This window comes from Marichromatium bheemlicum (assembly GCF_012276755.1).
Taxonomy (GTDB): Bacteria; Pseudomonadota; Gammaproteobacteria; order Chromatiales; family Chromatiaceae; genus Marichromatium; species Marichromatium bheemlicum.
This window is the reverse complement of the sequence record NZ_JAAXKX010000013.1, coordinates 94,375-115,367: the sequence shown is the minus strand read 5'-3', so window position 1 is coordinate 115,367 and position 20,993 is coordinate 94,375. Positions and strand designations below refer to the sequence as shown.

General features: G+C 69.3%; 21 protein-coding genes. 6 read left to right on the top strand and 15 right to left on the bottom strand.

What is annotated here, in order from left to right; all coding sequences use genetic code 11:
- Nucleotides 1-193: 193 nt before the first annotated feature.
- Complete coding sequence (locus HF203_RS10365; RefSeq protein ID WP_168669355.1) at nt 194-1,081, bottom strand: EamA family transporter; 888 nt, start codon at nt 1,079-1,081, stop codon at nt 194-196.
- 245 nt (nt 1,082-1,326) lie between these two features.
- Entirely contained in the window at nt 1,327-2,844 is a 1,518-nt protein-coding gene (locus HF203_RS10360) for a sigma-54 interaction domain-containing protein (RefSeq protein ID WP_246221734.1), read from the bottom strand.
- Between the two features lie 212 nt (nt 2,845-3,056).
- Between HF203_RS10360 and HF203_RS10355 the strand changes: the two genes are divergently transcribed.
- Together HF203_RS10355 and tsaA are read left to right on the top strand one after the other, a co-directional pair.
- On the top strand, nt 3,057-3,977 hold the full coding sequence (locus HF203_RS10355) for a sulfite exporter TauE/SafE family protein (protein ID WP_168669354.1): 921 nt from the start codon (nt 3,057-3,059) through the stop codon (nt 3,975-3,977).
- A gap of 80 nt (nt 3,978-4,057) precedes the next feature.
- Complete coding sequence (tsaA, locus tag HF203_RS10350; protein WP_168669352.1) at nt 4,058-4,771, top strand: tRNA (N6-threonylcarbamoyladenosine(37)-N6)-methyltransferase TrmO; 714 nt, start codon at nt 4,058-4,060, stop codon at nt 4,769-4,771.
- A 7-nt stretch (nt 4,772-4,778) separates the two neighbouring features.
- On the opposite strand, the gene sbcB is transcribed toward tsaA, so the two are convergent.
- The 9 genes from sbcB to ppc form a co-directional block, all read right to left on the bottom strand.
- The gene (sbcB, locus tag HF203_RS10345) at nt 4,779-6,218 is read right to left on the bottom strand and encodes an exodeoxyribonuclease I (protein ID WP_168669350.1); all 1,440 of its coding nucleotides are present in this window, start codon (nt 6,216-6,218) and stop codon (nt 4,779-4,781) included.
- A gap of 46 nt (nt 6,219-6,264) precedes the next feature.
- Nucleotides 6,265-6,609 (bottom strand): 50S ribosomal protein L19, encoded by a 345-nt coding sequence (gene rplS, locus HF203_RS10340; protein WP_168669348.1) that lies wholly within the window; start codon nt 6,607-6,609, stop codon nt 6,265-6,267.
- Nucleotides 6,610-6,630: 21 nt separating this feature from the next.
- Entirely contained in the window at nt 6,631-7,380 is a 750-nt protein-coding gene (gene trmD / locus HF203_RS10335) for a tRNA (guanosine(37)-N1)-methyltransferase TrmD (protein ID WP_168669346.1), read from the bottom strand.
- A gap of 33 nt (nt 7,381-7,413) precedes the next feature.
- Entirely contained in the window at nt 7,414-7,926 is a 513-nt protein-coding gene (rimM, locus tag HF203_RS10330) for a ribosome maturation factor RimM (protein ID WP_246221733.1), read from the bottom strand.
- A gap of 23 nt (nt 7,927-7,949) precedes the next feature.
- Nucleotides 7,950-8,213: a 30S ribosomal protein S16 gene (gene rpsP, locus HF203_RS10325; protein ID WP_168669342.1), complete on the bottom strand. Its 264-nt coding sequence runs from the start codon at nt 8,211-8,213 to the stop codon at nt 7,950-7,952.
- Between the two features lie 129 nt (nt 8,214-8,342).
- The gene (locus HF203_RS10320) at nt 8,343-9,476 is read right to left on the bottom strand and encodes a toxic anion resistance protein (RefSeq protein WP_343043907.1); all 1,134 of its coding nucleotides are present in this window, start codon (nt 9,474-9,476) and stop codon (nt 8,343-8,345) included.
- A 49-nt stretch (nt 9,477-9,525) separates the two neighbouring features.
- A complete protein-coding gene (locus HF203_RS10315; protein ID WP_168669340.1) occupies nt 9,526-10,401 on the bottom strand; it encodes a 5-bromo-4-chloroindolyl phosphate hydrolysis family protein in 876 nt (291 codons plus the stop codon).
- Nucleotides 10,395-10,520, bottom strand: a complete 126-nt coding sequence (locus HF203_RS16270; RefSeq protein WP_255419394.1) for a hypothetical protein — start codon at nt 10,518-10,520, stop codon at nt 10,395-10,397. The genes HF203_RS10315 and HF203_RS16270 overlap by 7 nt, the downstream gene beginning before the upstream one ends.
- Nucleotides 10,521-10,670: 150 nt before the next feature.
- Nucleotides 10,671-13,457, bottom strand: coding sequence for a phosphoenolpyruvate carboxylase (gene ppc / locus HF203_RS10310; protein ID WP_168669338.1), 2,787 nt, complete (start codon nt 13,455-13,457; stop codon nt 10,671-10,673).
- Between the two features lie 212 nt (nt 13,458-13,669).
- Between ppc and HF203_RS10305 the strand changes: the two genes are divergently transcribed.
- The gene (locus tag HF203_RS10305; RefSeq protein WP_168669336.1) at nt 13,670-14,101 is read left to right on the top strand and encodes a hypothetical protein; all 432 of its coding nucleotides are present in this window, start codon (nt 13,670-13,672) and stop codon (nt 14,099-14,101) included.
- A gap of 13 nt (nt 14,102-14,114) precedes the next feature.
- Here HF203_RS10305 and egtD read toward each other — a convergent pair whose 3' ends face one another.
- On the bottom strand, nt 14,115-15,134 hold the full coding sequence (gene egtD, locus HF203_RS10300) for an L-histidine N(alpha)-methyltransferase (RefSeq protein WP_168669334.1): 1,020 nt from the start codon (nt 15,132-15,134) through the stop codon (nt 14,115-14,117).
- The gene (egtB, locus tag HF203_RS10295) at nt 15,131-16,402 is read right to left on the bottom strand and encodes an ergothioneine biosynthesis protein EgtB (RefSeq protein ID WP_168669332.1); all 1,272 of its coding nucleotides are present in this window, start codon (nt 16,400-16,402) and stop codon (nt 15,131-15,133) included. Before egtB ends, egtD begins: the two co-directional genes overlap by 4 nt.
- Before the next feature lie 221 nt (nt 16,403-16,623).
- Between egtB and HF203_RS10290 the strand changes: the two genes are divergently transcribed.
- The 3 genes from HF203_RS10290 (at nt 16,624) to HF203_RS10280 (ending at nt 18,201) form a co-directional block, all read left to right on the top strand.
- Complete coding sequence (locus HF203_RS10290) at nt 16,624-17,301, top strand: LON peptidase substrate-binding domain-containing protein (protein WP_168669330.1); 678 nt, start codon at nt 16,624-16,626, stop codon at nt 17,299-17,301.
- An 81-nt stretch (nt 17,302-17,382) separates the two neighbouring features.
- Nucleotides 17,383-17,709, top strand: coding sequence for a HesB/IscA family protein (locus tag HF203_RS10285; protein WP_168669328.1), 327 nt, complete (start codon nt 17,383-17,385; stop codon nt 17,707-17,709).
- Between the two features lie 72 nt (nt 17,710-17,781).
- Entirely contained in the window at nt 17,782-18,201 is a 420-nt protein-coding gene (locus HF203_RS10280; RefSeq protein WP_168669326.1) for a SufE family protein, read from the top strand.
- 11 nt (nt 18,202-18,212) lie between these two features.
- On the opposite strand, the gene HF203_RS10275 is transcribed toward HF203_RS10280, so the two are convergent.
- Complete coding sequence (locus tag HF203_RS10275; RefSeq protein ID WP_168669324.1) at nt 18,213-20,363, bottom strand: xanthine dehydrogenase family protein molybdopterin-binding subunit; 2,151 nt, start codon at nt 20,361-20,363, stop codon at nt 18,213-18,215.
- Nucleotides 20,356-20,820: a (2Fe-2S)-binding protein gene (locus HF203_RS10270; protein WP_168669322.1), complete on the bottom strand. Its 465-nt coding sequence runs from the start codon at nt 20,818-20,820 to the stop codon at nt 20,356-20,358. Before HF203_RS10270 ends, HF203_RS10275 begins: the two co-directional genes overlap by 8 nt.
- Between the last annotated feature and the right edge of the window lie 173 nt (nt 20,821-20,993).

The following is a 20,993-nucleotide window of genomic DNA, read 5'->3' as shown; positions in this document are numbered from 1 at the left end:
GGGGACCAACCCCTTGGGGGACCAAATTCGGGGGGAACCTCACCTCGAGAGGACGGATACAAAACAAGACTTTGTACTCGCCATCGTGCACATGGAAATGGTGTTCCCCACGCATGCGGGGATGAGCCGGCCAGCCAGCCGGACCTGGAGACAAGCGTTCAGCGTTCCCCGCACACGCGGGGATGCCCCCAGCTCACCGCACCACCCGCCAGCGTCGCCACCACTGGTCGCCCCACTCGAACAGGGCGAGGCCGGTGAGGATGGTGAGGCTGCCGAGCCAGATCCTCGGGGTCAGCAGTTCGTCGTTGACGAGGTGGCCGAGGAGCAGGGCGAGCACCGGGGTGATGAGCGGGATCAGCGCCACCCGGCTCGCCTGCATGTGGTGGAGCACGAAGTAGTAGAGGATGAAGCCCAGGGTCGAGCCGAACACCGCCAGGTAGAGGATCGACCAGAGCGCGCGCGGCGGTAGCGTCGCCGGCGGCGCGAAGCCCTCGCTCAGACCCCAGCTCAGCAGGAACAGCGGCACCGCGATCAGCAGCGCGCCGGTGGTGGTCTCGACCGGGTGCAGGCGCGCGCCGATGCGTTTGATCCAGACCGCGCTGGCCGAGTGGATCACCACCGTCACCACCACCCCGGCCATGCCCAGCAGCGCCTGACCGCCGAGTGCCAACCCCTGGGCGAAGATCAGCCACAGCCCGCCGATGCCGACGGCGATGCCGAGCAGGCGCGCCGGGGTGAGCGCGCGCTCGCCGAGCCAGGCGGCGGCCATCAGCGCGGTGACCACCGGGGTCAGCCCGAACAGCACCGAGATCAGCCCCGAGGAGATAAACTGCGCCGCCCAGTAGACACAGCTCATCGAGCCCCAGATGCCGAGCCCGGCGGCGATATAGGTCAGCAGCGCCGCGCGGTTCCAGCGCATGCGTCGGCTCATCACCGCCACCAACACCAGACAGAGGAAGACGCCGAGGACCATGCGCGCGGTGACGCCGAACTGGGCGCCCGCCTCGCTGCTCCACTTGATCGCCAGTGGCGTGGTCGACCAGATCAGGACCACACCGATGAATGCCGCCGGAACCGACACCTGGAACCTCCATTGCACAGCATGCAGAAACGAAACAGGCCGCGGGGGATGCCGCGGCCTGGGAAGGGGATCGAAGTCACGCAGGGACAGTCGTCTTCGGTTCACCCCGGCACGCGGCGACGCGCCAGCCAGCGCATGAGGCGGGCGACGTAGCGGGGGCGATGAGCGAGGACGAGGACCTGTGACATGCCCCGAGTCTCGCCGATTCGGCGAGCACGCACAAGCACGATCGGCGCGCGGCCCGCTCAGTCGCGGAAATCGCGCGCGGCCAGTCCCAGCCGGCGCATCCGCGAGCGCAGGGTGTTGGGGTTGAGCGCGAGCAGGCGCGCGGCGCCGTGCGGGCCCTCGATCCGGCCCCGGGTGTGGCGCAGGGCGGCGGCGATGTGCGCACGCACCACCTGATCGAGCGGCGCGATGGCCTCGGACTCGACGACGGGCGCGGGCGCGGCGCGCGGGCGCGGCGCGCCCGGCCCACCGGCACCGAGTGCCTGGGCGATGGCCAGCCCGCGGCCCTCGCCGAGGATGGCGGCGCGCTCGATCACCGCGCCGAGTTCGCGCACGTTGCCCGGCCAGGGATAGTCGAGCAGCAGCGCCAACTCATCGGCGCTCGGCTGTTGTGGCGTCAGCCCGAGGCGCCGTGCCGACTTGCGCGCGAGATGCGCGGCTAGCGCGGGGATGTCGTCACGGCGCTCGCGCAGCGCCGGCAGGCGCAGCGGGAAGACGTTGATGCGATACCACAGGTCCTCGCGAAAGCGCCCGTCGGCGACCATCGCGTGGAGGTCGCGATGGGTGGCGGCGATCAGCCGCACGTCGGCGCGCAACGGTTGCTGACCGCCGACGCGCTCGAAGCTGCCGTCCTGGAGGATGCGCAGCAGCCGCACCTGGACGGCGAGCGGCAGTTCGCCGATCTCGTCGAGCAGCAGGGTGCCACCGTCGGCGCGCTCGAACCAGCCCTGGCGCTGGCTGGTGGCACCGGTGAAGCTGCCGCGCTCGTGGCCGAACAGCTCGGAGTCGGCCAGTTCCGGGGGGATAGCGCCGCAGTTGACGCGCACGAAGGGCGCCTCGGCGCGGCGCGAGCGGACGTGGATGGCACGCGCGATCACCTCCTTGCCCGAGCCGGTCTCGCCGAGCAGCAGCACCGGGGTGTCGGTGGGGGCGACCTGCTCGACGCCCTGCATCACCCCGCGCAGCCCACCCTCGGCGCCGATCAGGGTGTCGCCGAGCCCCTGCCGACCGAGCCGGGTGAGCAGCGAGTGACGGTCGGCCTCGGCGCTCTCGCGCAGCCGCGCCAACTCGCGCAGATGGCGGTCGTTGCGCAGCGCCACCGCGCAGGGGTGGGCGATGGCGCGCAGCAGCGGCTCGGCTCCGGCGTCGATCGCGCCACCGAGCAGCAACAGGCCCGGAGCCTCGTCGTCGAGGGCAAGTCCAAGCGCGGCGTCTGGCGCCCCCGGCCCCGTCGGCAGCAACTCGCGAAGCGCCTCGGTAAACGGCGCCACGCACGCCTCGCCGCGCAGACACCAGCGACGCAACCGTGCCCGCCCCTCGGCGGAGAGCGCCTGGACGTGACTCAGCGCCGCGGGCGCGGTCTCGCTCCAGCCCAGCGGGTGCATCCCCTGGGCCGGGTCGAGTTCGAGCAATACCAGCCAATCGTGTGCGAGACGCTCGGCGAGCAGCGCCGAGAGTGCGGGCACGCCATCGCGCAGTTCCGGGCAGGTGCAGAGGGTCCGCCAGAGGGCGAGCAAGAGGGGGCTGTGGTCATCCATATCCGTGCTATTTCGTGAATAAACTGTTTTATAAAACGGATTATCTACGATATGAGACGAAAAAAGCAGTCGCGCCGTCCAATAAGGGCCGAGTCCGGCGAAGCGTCTTGCTTTCCAATCAATCGCTTGAGCAAGAACTCAAGGATTTGGCCCGGTTCTTGTTAAGCAGCCGATACACCCATCCACGAATGGAATCCAAGGAGCCCAGATCCATGAATGCCGCTGTCGCCACTGCCGCGACCCTGACCGATTTCTACCGTGCCCATCGCCGCCGGCTGTGGCTGTGGGCAGCACTGGTACTGAGTGCCGTAGTCGTGCTGCTCGCTCGCGATCCACTGGTCGAGCAGGGAGTGCTCGCACCCGAGCTGATCACCCTCGGCAGCAGCGCGCTGTTGGCGGTGTTCGGTGCCGCGCTGGCCTGTGAGTACCTCGACTCCAGCCTGGGCATGGGCTACGGCACCACCCTCACTCCGCTGCTGTTGCTCGCCGGTTTCGAGCCGCTACAGATCGTCCCCGCCGTGCTCTTCTCGGAGCTGGTCACCGGCCTCACCGCCGGGGTGATGCATCACCGCGATGGCAACATCGACCTGCGTCGCGACCATCATGCCCGGCGTACCTTCTGGCTGTTGGCGACGTTGAGCGCGGTGGGGGCGATCAGCGCGGTGCTGCTGGCCATCCGGCTCTCGACCCAATGGTTCTCGTTGGCGATCGCGCTGATCGTACTCAGCATGGGGCTCATCACCCTGTTCACCGCCCGGCGTCAGCTGCGCTACCGGCCTGCCGGCATCCTCGCCATCGGCTCGATTGCGGCCTTCAACAAAGGGTTGAGCGGTGGTGGCTACGGGCCACTGGTGACCTCGGGGCAGGTGGTCTCTGGGGTGGCGCCACGCCAGGCGGTGGCGATCACCTCGATGGCCGAGGCACTCACCTGCTTGATCGGACTCATCGCCTACCTGCTGCTCAAGGGGGGGATCGATTGGTCGCTGGCGCTGCCGCTGACCGCCGGGGCCCTGCTCTCGGTACCGCTGGCCACGGTCACGGTGCGCCGCCTGCCTGAGGCGCTGATCCGTGGTGCGGTCGGCGTGCTGACCCTGACCCTCGGCGGGTTGCTCGCGCTCAAGCTGCTGCTCTGAGGCGACGCCGAGATGATAGGCTGGACCCTTTGTCGCGGGGTGCGCGCCCCGCCCTGGGTCCACACGTACACGGAGTCTCGATGTCCTTCCATTTCGATCCCATCGGTTTCATCCGCTCGCCCTATACCGACAAGTTCGGCATCCCCCGCCAACCGCGCCTGGTCGAAGCCGCCCGCGCCCGGCTCGAACTCTGCCCCGAGTACGCCCGCGAGGAGGCGTTCAAGGCGCTGGAGGGCTTCTCCCACGTCTGGGTGGTCTTCGTCTTCCACGACGACTGCCTGGATGCCGGGTGGCGCCCGACGGTGCGCCCGCCCCGACTCGGGGGACGGGCCACGGTGGGGGTATTCGCCAGTCGCGCGCCCTACCGACCCAACCCGATCGGGATCTCGGCGGTGGCGCACGAGGGGCTGGAACGCGACGGCAACGGGCTGGCGTTGAAGCTACGCGGGGTCGATCTGCTCGACGGCACCCCGGTGCTCGACATCAAGCCTTATGTCCCCTATGCCGATGCGCTGCACGACGCACGCAGCGGCTTTGCACAGGAGCGGGTGGTGTGTCTGCGCCCGATCCGCTTCGAGGCCGCCGCGCTCGAGGGTATCGCCCAGGCCGACCCCGACGGTCGCCTGGCGCTGCGCGCATTGATCGAGCAGGTGCTGACCCAGGATCCGCGCCCCGGTTACATGGATCGTTACCCGGAGCGGCGGCGCTTCGGGTTGCGGCTCTATGACCGTGACATCCGCTGGGAGATCGACGAGCAGTACATCCGCGTGCTGTCGGTGGAGCTGGCCTGCTGAGGGCGGCTCAGGGGGTGACGTCGAGGACTTGTTCGGCCCAATCGGCGAGCGCTTCGAGCACGCGGGCGCGGGCCGGGTCGAGGCCCTCGGCGTCGAGTTCAGCAAGCCGCTGCTCGAAATCGTCGATGGTGAGGCTCGCGCCCGCATCGGGCTCGGTCAGGCGCGCCAGACGATAGGCGTCCCAGCGCTCGTGCTCCTCCGGCGAGAGGGTCTCGGGCCAGTTGCGCGCGCGATAGCGAAACAGCATCTCCGGCAGGCGCGGGTCTTCGAACCCAGGGGCGAGGCCGGCGAGCTGCGCCGGCGGCAGGCGCCGCAGCTCATCGAGCAGGCGGCGGTCGCGATCGCCGAGGAAACCGCCGCCGTAGAGCATCAGGTCGGGGTCGGTCTCGGCCGCGGGCGGGGTGTCGAACAGCGCGCGCGCCCGCTTGGCCAACTCGGTGGCGTGCGCGGCGGCGAACGCAGCGTGCAGCTCGACCGCAGCAGGGTCGATCCGCCAGCGCGCGGCGGCCTCCGCCCCCAGGGTCTTGATCGGGGCGAGCACCGGGGCGCGGTTGAGGTGCACGGTCTTGAGCGGCGGGCGCTGCACATCGGCGCCGCGCCCGCGCGCTGCGGCCGGGGTGAACAGACGCGCGCGCAGTTCATCGACCGGGGTGTCGAGCAGCAGCGCCGGGTGGTGACGAAGATCGAAGCAGAGCACCCCGTTGGGGTTGCCCGGATGGGGGGCGAGCGCGGCGATCGGGGCGATGCAGCCGAGCGCGGCCGGGTAGCGCGCCGAGGCATGGATCAGCGGACGACCGCGGTCGATTAGCGCGCGCGCCTGGCGCTTGTCGCGCAGCGTCAGGGCGTAGTCGAACAGCCGCGGCTGGGCACGCTTGAGCAGCCGCGCCAGGGCGATGGTGGCGCGCACGTCGGCCAGCGCGTCGTGCGCCTGACCGTGTTCGATACCGTTGGCCGCGCTCAGCGCCTCGAGCCGGAACGAGGAGGAGCCGTCCTCGTGTCTCGGCCAGGCGATCCCCTCGGGGCGCAGCGCATGGGCCAGACGCAGGGTGTCGATCAGATCCCAACGCGAGTTACCGTTGCGCCACTCGCGGGCGTAGGGATCGAACAGGTTGCGATAGAGCAGATGACGGGTGACCTCGTCATCGAAGCGCAGGCTGTTGTAACCGACCCCGCAGGTGCCGGGGGTGGCCAGTTCGGCGTGGATGGCGGCGGCGAACTCGGCCTCGCACACCCCCTCGCGCGCGGCTAGCTGCGGCGTGATACCGGTAACCAGGCAGGCGTCGGGATGGGGCAGCAGGTCGGTGGCCGGGCGACAGTAGAGCACCAGCGGATCACCGATCTCATCGAGGTCGGCGTTGGTGCGCACACCGGCGAACTGACAGGCACGATCACGCCGGGGGTCGGCGCCCCAGGTTTCGTAATCGTGCCAGTAGAAGGTCCGGGACAAGGCGTCCAGAACGCGCAGCCGCCCAGGCGGGCGGCCGCCACGAACCTCAGACCTTTTCCTTGATGCGGGCGGCCTTGCCGGAACGCTCGCGCAGGTAGTAGAGCTTGGCGCGACGCACGTCGCCCTTGCGCTTGACCTCGATCGCGGCGATGGTCGGGCTGTGGGTCTGGAAGACGCGTTCGACGCCCTCGCCGTGGGAGATCTTGCGCACGGTGAAGGCAGAGTTCAGACCGCGGTTGCGGATGGCGATCACCACGCCCTCGAACGCCTGCAGGCGCTCACGGTTGCCTTCCTTCACACGCACCTGGACGACAACGGTGTCGCCCGGGGCGAAATCCGGCACTTCACGGGTGATCTGCTCGTTCTCGAGCTGTTGAATGATGTTGCTCATGGTTTCCTTAGGCTCCTGTTCTTAGCCGGCGCCATCGGCATGATGGGCCCGGACGAAGTCATCGAGCAGCGCCTGTTCGTCCGCACTCAGGCCTCGCCGCTCCAGCATTTCCGGTCGGCGCAACCAGGTCCGCCCTAGCGCCTGGCGCAACCGCCAACGTTCGATCGCGCGGTGATCGCCGCCGACCAGCACCGCAGGGACCTCCTCTCCGTCGATCCGCTCCGGTCGTGTGTAATGGGGGCAGTCCAGTAGCCCATCCATGTGTGAATCCTGACGTGCCGAGTCGGCATGCCCGAGCGCACCCGGGAGCAACCGGATCGCCGCGTCCATCACCACCATGGCCGGCAACTCGCCGCCGCTGAGGACATAGTCACCGATCGACCATTCCTCGTCGACATGCCCCTCGATCAGCCGCTCGTCGACGCCCTCGTAGCGCCCGGCGAGCAGGATCCACCCCGGCTGCGCCGCGATCTCGATCATCGCGGCCTGATCGAGCACCCGCCCCTGGGGCGAGAGATAGGCCACTCGGCTCGCCGGTGCCGCCGCGCGTGCGGCGGCGATGGCCGCGCGCAGCGGTTCGACCTTCATCACCATCCCCGGCCCGCCCCCGTAAGGACGATCGTCGACGGTGCGGTGCACGTCGTGGGTGAAATCGCGCGGATTCCACAGCTGCAACTCAGCCAGCCCACGGGTCAGCGCCCGCCCGGTGACGCCCTGCTCGGCGAAGGTACCGAACATCTCGGGGAACAGGGTGATGACGTCGAAACGCATGATGGTGTGGACTCCCTCGCAGCTCGCGGCCGCTTAAAAATCGGGGTCCCAGTCGACCTCGACGCGGCCACCGGCAAAATCCACCTGCTTGACGACGTCTTCCCACACGAAGGGGATCAACCGCTCGCGCTCGCCCTCGACCACCAGTACGTCGTTGGCACCAGTGGCGAACAGATGGCTGACACGCCCGAGCGATTGCCCCTCGGTGGTGTAGACCTCGAGCTGTTCGAGGTCGCACCAGTAGAATTCATCGGCACGCGGTGGCGGCAGTTGATCACGGGTGACCGCGATCTCCTGGCCAACCAGTGCCGCGGCCTGATCACGGTCGTCACAGCCCTCGAGGCGGACAACCAGACCCTTGCCGTGACGCTTGCCCTCGCAAACCTTGCGGGGCTGCGTCGCATCACCGAGCAACCATTGGCGATAACGCAGGATGCCCTCGCGGGGGTCGGTCTCGGAAAAGACCCGCACCCAGCCGCGTACACCGTAGACGCCGGCGATGCGCCCGAGCACGATGCGCCGCGTCGCCGGCGACCGATCAGTCATCGCGCTCGTCATCCCGTACGGTCTCAGGCCGCGACGGTCTCGACGTCCTTGGCAGCCTGCTTGAGCAGCTGCGCGGCACGCTCGGACGGCTGGGCGCCCTGGGCGAGCCAGTAGTCGGCGCGCTCGCGGTTGATGCGCAGCGGCACCTCACCACCCTTGGCACTCGGGTTGTAGAAACCGAGGCGCTCGATGTAGCGACCGTCGCGCTTGGCGCGCACGTCGGCGACAACGACCTGATAGAAGGGGTTCTTCTTCGAACCACCACGGGACAAACGAATCGTGACCATGTGCTGTCCTGGCTCAGACTGAACTGTTAGCGATGCGGGACACCCCGCGGGTAAACGCGTAAATATACAGAATCTTGCGAGAAATGGAAGAGCGGAATTGCGATCGCGCCCCTCCCACCCACGGTCGGTTTAGCCACTTCGGGCCGTCGTGCGGGCGCTCGCGGCGCTGAGGGTCGCACGCAGATCGGCCTCGAGGCGCGTCAGCTCGGCGTTGGCCTCGGCGCGCGCGCGCTTGCCGGCATCGGCGATCTGCAGACTCTCCTCGATGGTCTCGATCAGGCTGCGATTGGCCTGCTTGACCGCCTCGATGTCGAACACCCCGCGCTCGATCTGGCGCCGCGCCTCGGCGTTGGCCGACTTGAGGTTGGCGGCGTTGGCCTGGAGCAGCTCGTTGGTGAGGTCGGTGGCCGCCTTCAGGGTGTCGGCCGCCTCGGCCGAGCGGAAGATGGTCACCGCCTGGGCGAGCTGTTGGCGCCACAGCGGCACGGTGTTGACCAGGGTGGAGTTGATCTTGTTGATCAGCCCCTTGTCGTTTTCCTGCACCAAGCGGATGCTCGGCAGCCCCTGCATCGCCACCTGACGGGTGAGCCTGAGGTCGTGGACGCGCCGCTCCAGATCATCGCGCGCGCCGCGCAGGTCGCGCAACCGCTGCGCCTCGACCATGTCGGTACCGGCCTCGACCTGGGCGGCGAGCGCCGGGATCGCCTGCTCGTCGAGTTCAGCGAGCTTGCGTTCGCCGGCAAGGATATAGGACTCGAGCGCACGGAAATAGTCGAGATTGGCGGCATAGAGCCGATCGAGCGCGGTGACGTCGGTGAGCAACTGGGTCTTGTGACCCTCGAGCGCACGCGAGATGTCCTCGATCTGGTCGCGCACCGCCTCGTACTCCTCGAGGAAGCGGGCGATCGGCCGGGTCTTGCCGAGGAGCTTGGAGAACCAGCCCTGACGGCGGTTGGGATCGAGCCCCTCGACGTCGAAGCCCTTGAGGGTGGTGACCATCTCGCTGAGCGCGGCGCCGGCCGGACCGGTGTCCTTGGCGCGCACGCCCTCGAGCATCCGGTCCGAGACCTCGGTGAGACGCTGCTGGGCCTTGGCGCCGAAGAACATCACCGAATGCGCGTCGCGGAGATCGAGTTCGCCGAGCAGGCGCTCGACCTCGGCCTCGTCGACACCGGCGTGCTCGGGCAGCCCGAGCTCGGTCATCGACTCGGCCAGGGCGTCGGTGCGACCGGTGGTGGTCTGGGGATACTGGGATTGACTCACTGCGGTTGATCTCCGGGGAAAACGGGTGAGGACGGCGCGCGCCGGGCGACTAGCTCAGGCCCTCGCGCTCGAGCTGCTGCTTGAGCACCTCGATGCGCACATCGAGGTCCATCAGGTCGCTGTCGAGCAGGCGCTGGTGCTGCTCGTCGAAGACCTCCTCGACGGTGACCAGCACGCCGCGGAAGTTCTCCTCCAGCGCCAGCACGTCGGCCTGACGGTGGGTGCGGGCATAGCCATCGGTGACCTGACGCACGCCGTCGAGATAGACATTGAGGAACTTGCGCGCGCGGAACAGATCGGTCGGGCGCTCGGCGATCTGCTCGAGGATACGCCGCCCCTTGAGCGCGATGCGCCCGAGCCGCGCCTTGAGTTCGGGGTTGGCGATGCGCGCGGCGGCGGTCTCGACCTCGATGAGCTTCTGCTCGGCCTCGGCGAGCGCCGCGGCGACCTTGCGTGCGCGCGCATCCGAGAGGTCGAAGGGCTGCTCGGGCGCCTCCGGCACCAGCCCATAGCTGAGGTGGAAACCGAGCAGCGCGACCGCGGCGAAGGCGAGCGCGAGCCCCACCCCCTGCCCCAACGAGACCAACACGCACCAGCCGGTGGCGAACGCCATCAGCAGCCCGCCGAGGGTCTGCAGCCGCACCCGCGGCAGCCGCGCGAAGCGCCGCCGGCGATCGTGCAGGTGCGCCTCGCGGATACCGCGCCGGGTGAGATAGGCCGCGGCCATGAACAGCGCAAAACCGCTGGCGTCGGCGAGGAAGGACTCCAGCCGTCCGGCGCCGAGCGCAATCAGCGCGCCGAACAGCAGCGGCAGCGGCAGCACGAACAGCAGCAGCCCGCGCAGCCGCGGCGCGCGCGGCGTCTCGCGCGCCACCACGCCCTCGCGCAGCAGCTCGCCGAGCCGTCCGGCCCCGCTGCTCACCATGAGAACAAGGCCTGACAGGAGACCAGGCCGACGCTGAAGAAGAGCAGCACCACCCCGAGCACCCTGGCGCCGAGCGCCGGACGAGCGGGGGTGGAGCGGTTGGAATCGGGATCGTTCATCACGAAGGGGTCTGCATGAGTCGGTTGGCGCGAACCGCCAGCGCCGGCCACGCGGGCCGCCGCGCGCATGTACGCGTGATTTCATCTTGTGTGGTCCGAAGCCATTTTTTCAATAGGGATATTCACCGACCGCCACCCTCGGCGCCGGCCTCAACCAGTGTTGCGCATCCCGGCGGCGATGGCGTTGATCGAACGCAGCAGCGGGTCGAGCCATTGGTCGCGTCGCTGCGGATCGGACTCGCCGCGATAACGCTCGAGCAGCACCACCTGGATGTGGTTGAGCGGGTCGAGATAGCGGTTGCGACGCAGCAGCGAGCGACGTAGCGCCGGCTGGTCGGCGAGCAATCGATCGGTCTCGGTGACCGCCAGCACCTCGCTCAGGGTCAGCCGGTACTCGGCCTCGATGTGCGCGAGGAGGGCCTCGGCGCGCGGCGGATCGTCGGCCAGTCGCAGGTACTCGCGGGCGATCGCCATCTCCGCCTTGAACAGCGACATCTGGGTATTCGACAGCAGCGCCCGGAAGAAGGGCCACTCACGATACATCCGCCGCAACCGCACCAGGCGCTCGGGCGCCTCGCCGCGATAGTGCGCCAGCGCGGTGCCGATGCCGAACCACCCCGGCAGGGTCAGCCGGACCTGGCCCCAGCCGAACACCCAGGGGATGGCGCGGATCGAGCTAAGCGAGCGATCGCCGCGGCTACGGTGCGCCGGGCGCGAGCCGATGTTGAGCAGCGCGATGCCATCGACCGGGGTACAGGCATAGAAATAATCGAGCAGCCCCTCGGTGCCGACCAGGGCGCGATAGGCCGCCTCGCCATGGGCGGCCAGCTCGGCCATGACCTCCAGGTCCTCGGCGCGCTCGGGCGCGGCGGGCTCGATCAGACAACGGCTGGCCTTGATCAGACCGCTGACCCCCATGGTGAGTTCATAGCGCGCGGTCTCGGGGTTGGCGTAGCGATAGGAGAGCACCTCGCCCTGCTCGGTGAACTTGATCTGACCGTGCACGGTGTCGGCCGGCTGAGCGAGGATCGCCTCGTGGGTCGGCCCGCCGCCGCGCCCCACGGTGCCGCCGCGACCGTGGAACAGCCGACAGGCCACGCCGTGCTCGTCAGCAAGCGCGATCACCTTGCGCTGGGCCGCGTAGAGCCGCCAGCCCGAGGCGAGGATGCCGCCGTCCTTGCAGGAGTCGGAATAGCCGAGCATCACCTCCTGCTGATCGCCCGAGGCGCGCAACAGCGCGCGATAGGTGGGATTGGTGAACAACCGCCCCATCACCGCATCGATCCGCGTCAGGTCGTCGATGGTCTCGAACAGCGGCGCGACCTGGAGGGTACAGAACCAGCCCTGACGATCGTGTCCGGCAAGCCCCGCCAAGCGCGCCAGCAACATCACCTCGAGCACGTGACTGGCCTCATGCGTCATCGAGATCACGTACTGGCCGATCGCCTGCTCGCCGACCTCGGCGCGCACCCGGGCGATGGTCTCGAAGGTCTCCAGGGTCTCGCGGGTGGCCGCGCTGAGGGTCGCCTTGTCGATGACGAAGGGCTGAGGATGGGCGATCGCCTCGCTCAGGGCAAGACACCGCTGCGCCTCGTCGAAGGCGAGATAGTAGGGCGCGCCGGGCTGGCGGGCGAACAACTCGGCCACCGCCTCGGTATGGCGACTCGACTCCTGGCGCAGATCGAGCTGCATCAGCTGAAAGCCGAAGGTCTCGACCAGACGGATCAGATCTTGGAGGGGACCGGCGGCGGCGCTGGCATCCCCATGATGGATCAGCGAGTCGCGGATCAGTTGGAGATCGGCAAGGAAGGCGCGGGCGTCGCCATAACCGGCCGCCGGCAGCGTCTCGGCCTCGGCGAGACGCGCACGCACCCGCGCCAGATTGGCCTCGAGCCGGTGGGCGATCAGCGCCAGCTTGCGCCGATAGGGCTCGTGGAGGAAGCGGCGCAGGCTCTGCCCCATGGTCTCGACCCAGTAGTCCTCGTCGGCGTCGAGACTGTCGAGGAAGGCCGGCGCGGGCTCGCACAGCGCGCTGGAGTGGCTGAGCATGCGCTGCAACCGCCCCACCCGTTCGAGATAGTGCTCGAGCACCAGCTCGGCGTGCATCCGCACCGCCAGCTCGGTGGTCTCGGGGCGCACGAAGGGGTTGCCGTCGCGATCGCCGCCGATCCACGAGCCGAAGCGCATCAGGCTCGGCACCGCCGCGGCGGTCTCAGCGCCATAGACCCGGCGCACCGCCTTCTCGAGGATGCGATAGACCTCGGGCACGGCGCCAAACAGCGATTCACGGAAGAAATAGAGCCCCTGGCGCACCTCGTCGGTGACCTGGGGCTTGTGCACCCGCACCTCGTCGGTCTTCCACAGGATCTGGATCTGGGCGCGGATCTCGGCGAGCTTGTCGGCACGCTCCTCGTCGTTGAGTCGACGTTGGTGAAGATCCTGGCCGGCGAGAAAGATACGGCGGAAGATCTCGGCGATGGTACGCCGCCGCGCCTCGGTGGGATGCGCGGTGAACACCGGCAGATAGACCAGGTGCTCGAGCAGGCTCTGGAAGGGCGCGGGCGCCACCCCGTCGGCGGCGAGCCGCCGCACGGTGTCGTCGAACGAGCCGCTCCACAACCGCTCGCCGGTGGAGATACGCGCCATGCGCTGGAGGTGGGCGTTGAGCTCCTCGGCGGTGTTGACCAGACCGAAATAGATCGCAAAGGCGCGGATCACCTCGGCCAGGGTCTGCGGATCGAGCCCCTCGATGCGCTGCCTGAGGCGCGCGCGCAGCGCCTCGTCATCGCCCTCGCGCAACCGCATGAAACCATCGCGCAGCCGCTCGACCACCACCAGCACGCGCTTGCGGCTGTGTGCACGCAACACCTCGCCGAGCAGCCGGGTAAACAGCTCGATGTCGCGCTCGAGCACGGGGTCGTCCACGGTCTCGTTCATCAGCTTGGCTCCGGGGATGACGCGGCACAGCCGCCGGGCGCGGGCGCGGCCTCCAGACCGCCGCGGTCACCGTCAGCATCGACCGCGACGACGGGAAACGCAAGCTCGGGGCCACGCCGGCGACGCCCGGCGAGAAAGATGACGATCCTGTTTCGAAACCTTTACCCGTGTGCTTTACTCGGGTATAGCCTTACCCCGCCGGAGTCGTGCCCATGCCCCACCCCGCCACCACGCTCGCGCTGCTCTGCTGTCTGCTCGGCGTACTGCCCCAGCCGCGGGCCGAGACGCCCGCCTGTCACCAGCCCTTCGCCCAGCCCGAGGCCGACGCCGAGCGGCTGCGCGCGATCGCCCGTGCCTGCGACGCCCCTGCCCTCGCCCGGCTCTATCACCACCGCGCCGCGCATCGTGAGGCGCTCGGCGAGATCACCCTGCTCGCCCGGCTGCACCGCGCCCACGGCAATGCCGACCGGCTGCGGCTGCACCAGGGACGCATCCACGCCGCGCTGCTCGAGGGCTTCGCCGAGCGCGCCTGGCGCGCCGGACACACCGGGGCGCTCGCCGCGCTCACCAATGGCTATGCCCGGGCGATCGACCGACTCGAACGCACCATCGCCGGCCAGGATCTGGCCTATGACCGGCGCTGAGTCACGCCCCCGCTCAGCAGGACTCGACGCGCAGACAATGCACGCTGAACAGGCGCCGTGGATCGGTCCACACCCGCTCGGGGACGAAGCCCGCGCCGGCGGCCAGCTGGTGGAAGCCGGCGATGTCGTACTTGTAGGAGTTCTCGACATGGATGCGCTCGCCGGCGGCCAAGACGAACGGCTCGCCGGCGACCCGAACCCGCTGCTCGCACAGCGCCTCGAGATGGGTCTCGACCCGCCCGAGCGCCTCATTGTAGAAAGACCGATGGACGAACTGCTCCAGGTCGAAGTCCGCCCCGAGTTCGCGGTTGAGTCGCGTGAGCACATTCAGGCTGAAGGCCGCCGTCACGCCCTGATCGTCGTCATAGGCCCTCTCCAGGGTCGTCCGATCCTTCTGTAGATCGACCCCCACCAGCAACCGCCCGCCGATCCCCACCAACGCCGCTACCCGCGTGAGCAGCGCGCGCGCCGCCTCGGGCTCGAAGTTGCCGATGCTCGAGCCGGGGAAGAAGGCCGCCAGCCCCTCGCGATCACCCTCGGTCGGCAGCTCGAAGGGAACCGAATAATCGGCGCAGGTGGCATGGATGGCCAGCGTCGGGAAGTGCTCGGCGAGCGCCTCGGCCGAGGCGCGCAGGTGCTCGCGGGAGATGTCGATGGGCACATAGACCTCGGGCTCGAGCGCCGCGAGCAGGGTGCGGATCTTGAGGCTGCTGCCGCTGCCGAGTTCGAGCAGCACCCGACCGCGCCCGAGCAGATCGGCCATCTCCTCGCCATGATCGCAGAGGATCGCGATCTCGGTGCGGGTCAGGTAGTACTCGGGCAGCTCGGTGATGGCATCGAACAGTTGCGAGCCGTGCGCATCGTAGAAGAGCTTCGGCGGCAGCCGCTTGGGCGTCGACGAGAGCCCGGCGAGGACCTCGGCGCGCAGGTCGTCCGGGGTCGGGTGGGCATCGAAGAAGCGTACCCCCGGCGCGCGCCCCGGACCGAGCGCGCGCGGAGGGGTGGTGGCAAGCGTGGCCTCGGTGTTCATCATTCGACCTCCGCGAGTCTGAATCCCTGGAACTGCCAGCGTTCGTGGGGATAGAAGAAATTACGATAACTGAGCCGCAGATGGTCGCGCGAACTCACGCAGGAGCCGCCGCGCAACACCATCTGGTTGCACATGAATTTGCCGTTGTACTCGCCGATCGCGCCGCCGGGGGCGCGATAGCCGGGATAGGCGAGATAGGCCGAGGCGGTCCACTCCCAGAGATCGCCGAAGAGCTGACGCACCCCACTGCCAGGCGCCGGGCGCGGGTGGAGCAGACCGCTGTCGAGGAAGTTGCCAGCGAGCGCGACACCGGCGGCGGCGTGCTCCCACTGCGCCTCGGTCGGCAGCGCCTTGCCCGCCCAGCTGGCGTAGGCGTCGGCCTCGTAGTAGCTGAGGTGACAGACCGGCTCGGCGGGGTCGAGCGGACGCATGCCGCCGAGGGTCAGCGTCTGCCATCGGCCATCGACCCGCGTCCAGTAGAGCGGCGCCTCCCAACCCTCGGAACGCACCCGCGCCCAGCCGTCGGAGAGCCAGTGGGCGGGATCGTGATAGCCGCCGTCCTCGATGAAGGTGAGGAACTCGGCGTTGCTCACCAGCCGGTCGGCGAGCGCGAAGGGCTCGAGGAAGACGCGGTGGCGCGGGCGCTCGTTGTCGTAGGCGAAGCCCTCGGGCCCGGCGCCGATCTCGACCAGCCCACCGTCGAACGACACCCACTCGAGCGGCTCGGGCACGCCCGGCGGCGGTGCCACCAGATCGGCGCGGTAGGCCGGGCGCAGCGGGTTGTGGGCGAGGCTGCGCTTGATATCGGTGAGCAACAGCTCCTGGTGCTGCTGCTCGTGGTTGAGTCCGATGCGCAGGCGCAGCTCAACGCGCGCCCAGCGCTCGGCGTCGCACTGCTCGATCAACCGCAGCATCGCCGCGTCGACATGGCGGCGATAGTCGTAGACCTCCTCGACCCGGGGGCGCGACAGCAGCCCGCGCTCGGCACGCGGCCAAAAACCGCTACCGGTTTGCTCGTAGTAGCTGTTGAACAGATACGCGAAGCGCGAATCGAAGGGACGATAGCCATCGAGCGACGGCATCAACAAGAAGGTCTCGAAGAACCAGGAGACATGGGCCAGGTGCCACTTCGGCGGGCTGGCCTCGGGGACGACCTGGAGGCCGTAATCCTCAATGGCCAGCGGTTCGCAGAGTCGCTCGGTGAGGGCGCGGACCCGACGGAACTCGTCGGCGAGCCCGGCGCGCGTGCCATCCGTTGGGGTTGGGTGCATCTCGTCCTCGCTTCGGCTGCTGGTTGGGCGACGGCGGACCTCGGTCACACCGCCAGCGGACCTCGCCCCCAGAGGGTGTGGCCGGCACCGGCGATTCCAAACCCGCCCCCTCGGCACTGGGGATGCGTCGCACACACCCCAATCTGCTGTTCGTATCACCCGATGCGCGGCGCACTCGGCCCGCCGCGCGGGCCTGGTTCACCGAATCCCGGAGCCGTCAGATGACCCGCACCCCCTTCTTTCCCAAGTTCGCCGACCTGCCGACGGAGCTTGCCGTCTTCCCCCTCCCCGGCGCGGTACTGATGCCCGGCGTGCAGCTCCCGCTCAATATCTTCGAGCCACGCTACCTGCGCATGGTCAACGACGTGTTGGCCGCAGATCATCTGCTGGGCATGATACAACCACAGGACGTGCACGACACCGAGGAGCCCGCCGAGACGCCCTCGCTCCACCCGGTCGGCTGTGCCGGGCGCATCACCAGTTACAGCGAGACCAGCGACGGGCGCATCGTGCTGGTGCTCACCGGGGTGTGCCGCTTCCGCATCACCCAGGAGCTGGCCGGTCAGGGCGGCTACCGCCGGGTGGCACCGGCATGGCGCGACTTCGCCGCCGACCTGGAACAGCCAGCGGCCACGGCACGCATCGCCGCACGGCGCGACTTCATCCTCGCGCTCGAGCGCTACTGCCAGGTGCGAGGTGTCGAGGTGCCGTGGAACGACCTTGAAGGCATGGTCGACACCGACCTGGTCAACCTGCTCTGCGCCCACCTGCCACTGAGTCCGGAGGACAAGCAGGCGCTGATCGAGACCCCGGAGACCCCGGAACGCGCGGTGCTGATGCGCGGCCTGCTGGAGATGGCCACGGTCGCCGACCTCGACGTCGACGATCAGCGTCACTAGCGAGCTGGATTGAAAACCCCACCGGGCGGCGCCCATCTAGGGCTCGACGCTTCAATCCAAGCCAGCATGAGGTAAGCAACCATGGCAGTCACCCTGACCGAGGCGGCCGCGCGCCACGTCTCCCGGATGCTCGAGCAACGCGGACAGGGCGTCGGGCTGCGGGTGGCGACGCGCAAGAGCGGCTGCTCGGGCTTCGCCTACGAGGTCGACTACGCCGACGCCGTCACGCCCACCGACCAGGTGTTCGAGAGCCACGGCATCAAGATCGTGGTCGACGACCAGAGCCTCGCACGCATCGACGGCACTGAGATCGACTTCGTGCGCTCGAGCCTGCTCAACCTCGGCTTCGAGTTCCGCAACCCCAACGTCAAGAACCAGTGCGGCTGCGGCGAGTCCTTCAGCGTCTAGCGCCGATCGGCTAGACTCGGTGGCGCGCCCGATCCCGTGCGCGCCTCCCTAACCAAATCGCAGCGACCCGCCATGCACCAAGACGCCGCCATCCAGGCCATCATCGACGACTTCGACCTGCTCGACGACTGGGACCAACGCTATCAGTACCTGGTCGAACTCGGCGAACGCCTCCCGGCAATGGACCCCGCCGACAAGACCGAGGACAACCGCGTGATCGAGTGCATGAGCCTGGTGCACGTCGCCGCCCGCCCCTCCGAGGCTGGCCGATTGGTCTATGCCGGCGACTGTGACACAGCCATCATCAAGGGCGTGGTGGCACTGCTCGTCGGCCTGTTCTCCAACCGCACCCCGGCCGAGATCGCCGCCCTCGACGTCGACGAACTCTTCTCCGGTCTGGCGCTCGACGAGCACCTCAGCCCCAACCGTCACGTCGGCGTCTTCGCCATCGTCAACAAGATGCAGCGCCAGGCCGCAGCACTCGGCGCCTGAGCCCCTGCGGCTCAGGCCAGGCGCAGCGGCAAGGCGCGCTGACGCTCGCCCCCGGCGGCCGCAATCGCCGCAGCCAGCGCCGGGGCCAGCGGCAAGGGGCCCAGGTCCCCGACCCCGCCCGGGGTCGCGGCGGCCTCGACCAACTCGACCTCGACCTCGGGCATCTCGTCGAAACGCAGCAGCCGATAATCGGCAAGGCGGCGCTGCTCGACCCGCCCGGCGGCAAAGCTGATACGCTCACCGAGCGCGGCGCTCAGCCCGAAGGCGATCCCCCCCTCCATCTGCGCGCGCACCCCGTCGGGGTCGACCGCCAGCCCACAATCGACCACGCACCACACCCGCGCCACCCGCAGCCCGCCACCCTCGGCTCGCGGCGCCACCTCGACGACCTGGGCGACCAGGCTGCCGTAACCGGTAGCGAGCGCGATACCGCGCCCGTGCCCCGGGGCCAGCGGCTGCGACCAACCGGCCAGCGCGGCGACGCGCTCGAGTACCGCGCGCGCCCGCGGTCGGTCCTCGAGCAGTGCCAGACGCAGTGCGAGCGGGTCCCGACCGGCGGTGGCAGCCAACTCGTCGAGGAAACTCTCGACGACGTAAACGTTGTGCGCCCGCGCGCCGCCACGCCACAGCCCGACCGAGACCGGCAGGTCGGCGCGGCGGTACTCGATGCGTCGCGCCGGGAGCGCATAGGGCAGCGCGGTCGCGCCCTCGACCAACGCCGGGTCGAGCCCGTCACTGACCGCCTCCGGCGCCAATCGCGCCAGTACCGAGGGACCGACGATACGGTGATACCAGGCGCGCGGCAGGCCATCCTCGCCGAGGGTCGCGCGCAGCCGGTGACAGGTCAGCGGGCGGTAGTGGTCGTGGGCGAAGTCGTCGGCGCGGGTCCACACCACCTGCACCGGCTGGCCGAGACGCTGCGCCAGCTCCACGGCATCGGCAACGAAGTCCTGCTCGACCCGGCGCCCGAAGCCGCCACCGAGCAGGGTGGTGCGCACCTCGATGCGCTCGGGCGCGAGCCCGGTGATGCGCCGCGCCGTCGCCAGCGCGCGCTGCTGGGCCTGGGTGGGGACATGGATCACGCAGCGCTCGGCACTGACCTCGGCGGTACAGTTCATCGGCTCCATGCAGACATGGGCGAGGAAGGGCAGACTGTAGTCGGCCTCGAGCACCTGTTCAGCCCGCGCCAGTTCACCGAGCGCGTCACCGCGCGACTCGGCCAACGCCGCGCCCCGGGCGTCGAGGCGCGAGCGCAACCGAGCCTCCATCCGCGCCTGATCGGCGGCGGGATCGGCCACCGGATCGCAGTCGACCTCCAGCGCGGCACGCCCGCGCAGCAGGCTCCAGGTATCGCGCGCCACCACCGCGATCCCATGACGCACCGCCAACACCGCCACCACACCGGGCAGCGCGCGCGCGGCATCGGCGCGCCAGGCGCTGACCCGCGCACCGCGCAGCGGACAGCGCGCCACGCTGGCATAGAGCATCCCCGGCAGACGCACATCGAGCCCATAGCGCGCCGCGCCTACCACCTTGTCTGGGGTATCGAGCCGGTGCTGTGGGGTGCCGATCAGCTGCCACTGCGCGGGGGGCTTGAGCGTCACCCGTTCGGGCAACGGCAACCGCGCCGCCGCCTCGGCCAAGGCGGCGTAATCGAGCCGGGTCTCACCGTCAGGGTGATGGACCGCGCCGCGGCGTGCCCGGCAATCCTCGGCGGCCACCCCCCAGCGCGCGGCGGCGGCGCGCACGAGCAGGGTGCGGGCCACGGCACCGGCCTCGCGTAGTGGCGCCCAGGCCTCACGGACCGAGGTACTACAGCCGGTGGCCTGCTCACCGAGCAGGCGATTGACATAGTCCGACGCCACCGGCGCCGGCTCGAGATCGAGCTGATCGAGCCCCACCTCCAGCTCCTCGGCCACCAGCATCGGCAGCGTGCTGGTCACCCCCTGCCCCATCTCCGAGCGCGCCAGCATCAACACTATCCGACCATCGGTATGGAGACGTAGCCAGGCGCCAGGGGCGAACCCGGTCGCGACCGCTGCATCGGGCCCTTCGGTCGCATCGGCGGCGTCGATACCGAGCACCAATCCACCGCCAGCAAGCAGACCGAGCTTGAGCAGGGCGCGGCGGTTCAACCGCGGGCCGGAACCACGATCAGTCATTGTGCACCTCGGGATTGGCGGCGCGCTGGATGGCGCGACGAATACGCGCATAGCTGCCACAGCGACACAACACCCCGGACATGGCCGCATCGATCTGCTCGGGAGTGGGCTGCGGATGCGCGGCAAGCAGCGCTGCGGCGCTCATCAGCTGGCCGGACTGACAGTAGCCGCACTGCGGCACCTCCTCGACGATCCAGGCTAGCTGCAGCGGATGACGGCCATCGGGCGAGAGCCCCTCGATGGTGGTCACGGACCGGCCTGCAGCGGCGCGCAGTGGCAGGGTACAGGAGTGCACCGGCTGGCCGTCGAGGTGTACGGTGCAGGCACCGCACTCGCCCTCGCCACAACCATAGCGGGTACCGGTCAACCCGAGGTGGTCGCGTAGCGCCCACAGCAGGGGCATGTCGGGATCGAGATCGAGCCGCATCGGCTCGCCATTGAGGGTCAGGGAGATCATGGCATCCATCGCGTTCGGATCGCGACCGGGCAGACACACCCGGCCTCAAGCCGATGCACGCACACCGCAACGCGCGTGCACCGGAACCTGCCCCGGTGCCCGCTCGACGGCGACGCTGGTGCCCCTGGCGAGCCTCCGGACGGCAGGTTAGGATTGCAAATTTCCACCCTGGG

Excerpts from the sequence above, each read along its gene's own strand:
- HF203_RS10360 (WP_246221734.1), bottom strand. The coding sequence starts at position 2,844 with ATGGATGACCACAGCCCCCTCTTGCTCGCCCTCTGGCGGACCCTCTGC.
- HF203_RS10355 (WP_168669354.1), top strand. The coding sequence starts at position 3,057 with ATGAATGCCGCTGTCGCCACTGCCGCGACCCTGACCGATTTCTACCGT.
- tsaA (WP_168669352.1), top strand. The coding sequence starts at position 4,058 with ATGTCCTTCCATTTCGATCCCATCGGTTTCATCCGCTCGCCCTATACC.
- rplS (WP_168669348.1), bottom strand. The coding sequence starts at position 6,609 with ATGAGCAACATCATTCAACAGCTCGAGAACGAGCAGATCACCCGTGAA.
- trmD (WP_168669346.1), bottom strand. The coding sequence starts at position 7,380 with ATGCGTTTCGACGTCATCACCCTGTTCCCCGAGATGTTCGGTACCTTC.
- rimM (WP_246221733.1), bottom strand. The coding sequence starts at position 7,926 with ATGACTGATCGGTCGCCGGCGACGCGGCGCATCGTGCTCGGGCGCATC.
- rpsP (WP_168669342.1), bottom strand. The coding sequence starts at position 8,213 with ATGGTCACGATTCGTTTGTCCCGTGGTGGTTCGAAGAAGAACCCCTTC.
- HF203_RS10315 (WP_168669340.1), bottom strand. The coding sequence starts at position 10,401 with ATGGTGAGCAGCGGGGCCGGACGGCTCGGCGAGCTGCTGCGCGAGGGC.
- HF203_RS16270 (WP_255419394.1), bottom strand. The coding sequence starts at position 10,520 with ATGAACGATCCCGATTCCAACCGCTCCACCCCCGCTCGTCCGGCGCTC.
- ppc (WP_168669338.1), bottom strand. The coding sequence starts at position 13,457 with ATGAACGAGACCGTGGACGACCCCGTGCTCGAGCGCGACATCGAGCTG.
- HF203_RS10305 (WP_168669336.1), top strand. The coding sequence starts at position 13,670 with ATGCCCCACCCCGCCACCACGCTCGCGCTGCTCTGCTGTCTGCTCGGC.
- egtD (WP_168669334.1), bottom strand. The coding sequence starts at position 15,134 with ATGATGAACACCGAGGCCACGCTTGCCACCACCCCTCCGCGCGCGCTC.
- egtB (WP_168669332.1), bottom strand. The coding sequence starts at position 16,402 with ATGCACCCAACCCCAACGGATGGCACGCGCGCCGGGCTCGCCGACGAG.
- HF203_RS10290 (WP_168669330.1), top strand. The coding sequence starts at position 16,624 with ATGACCCGCACCCCCTTCTTTCCCAAGTTCGCCGACCTGCCGACGGAG.
- HF203_RS10285 (WP_168669328.1), top strand. The coding sequence starts at position 17,383 with ATGGCAGTCACCCTGACCGAGGCGGCCGCGCGCCACGTCTCCCGGATG.
- HF203_RS10280 (WP_168669326.1), top strand. The coding sequence starts at position 17,782 with ATGCACCAAGACGCCGCCATCCAGGCCATCATCGACGACTTCGACCTG.
- HF203_RS10275 (WP_168669324.1), bottom strand. The coding sequence starts at position 20,363 with ATGACTGATCGTGGTTCCGGCCCGCGGTTGAACCGCCGCGCCCTGCTC.
- HF203_RS10270 (WP_168669322.1), bottom strand. The coding sequence starts at position 20,820 with ATGATCTCCCTGACCCTCAATGGCGAGCCGATGCGGCTCGATCTCGAT.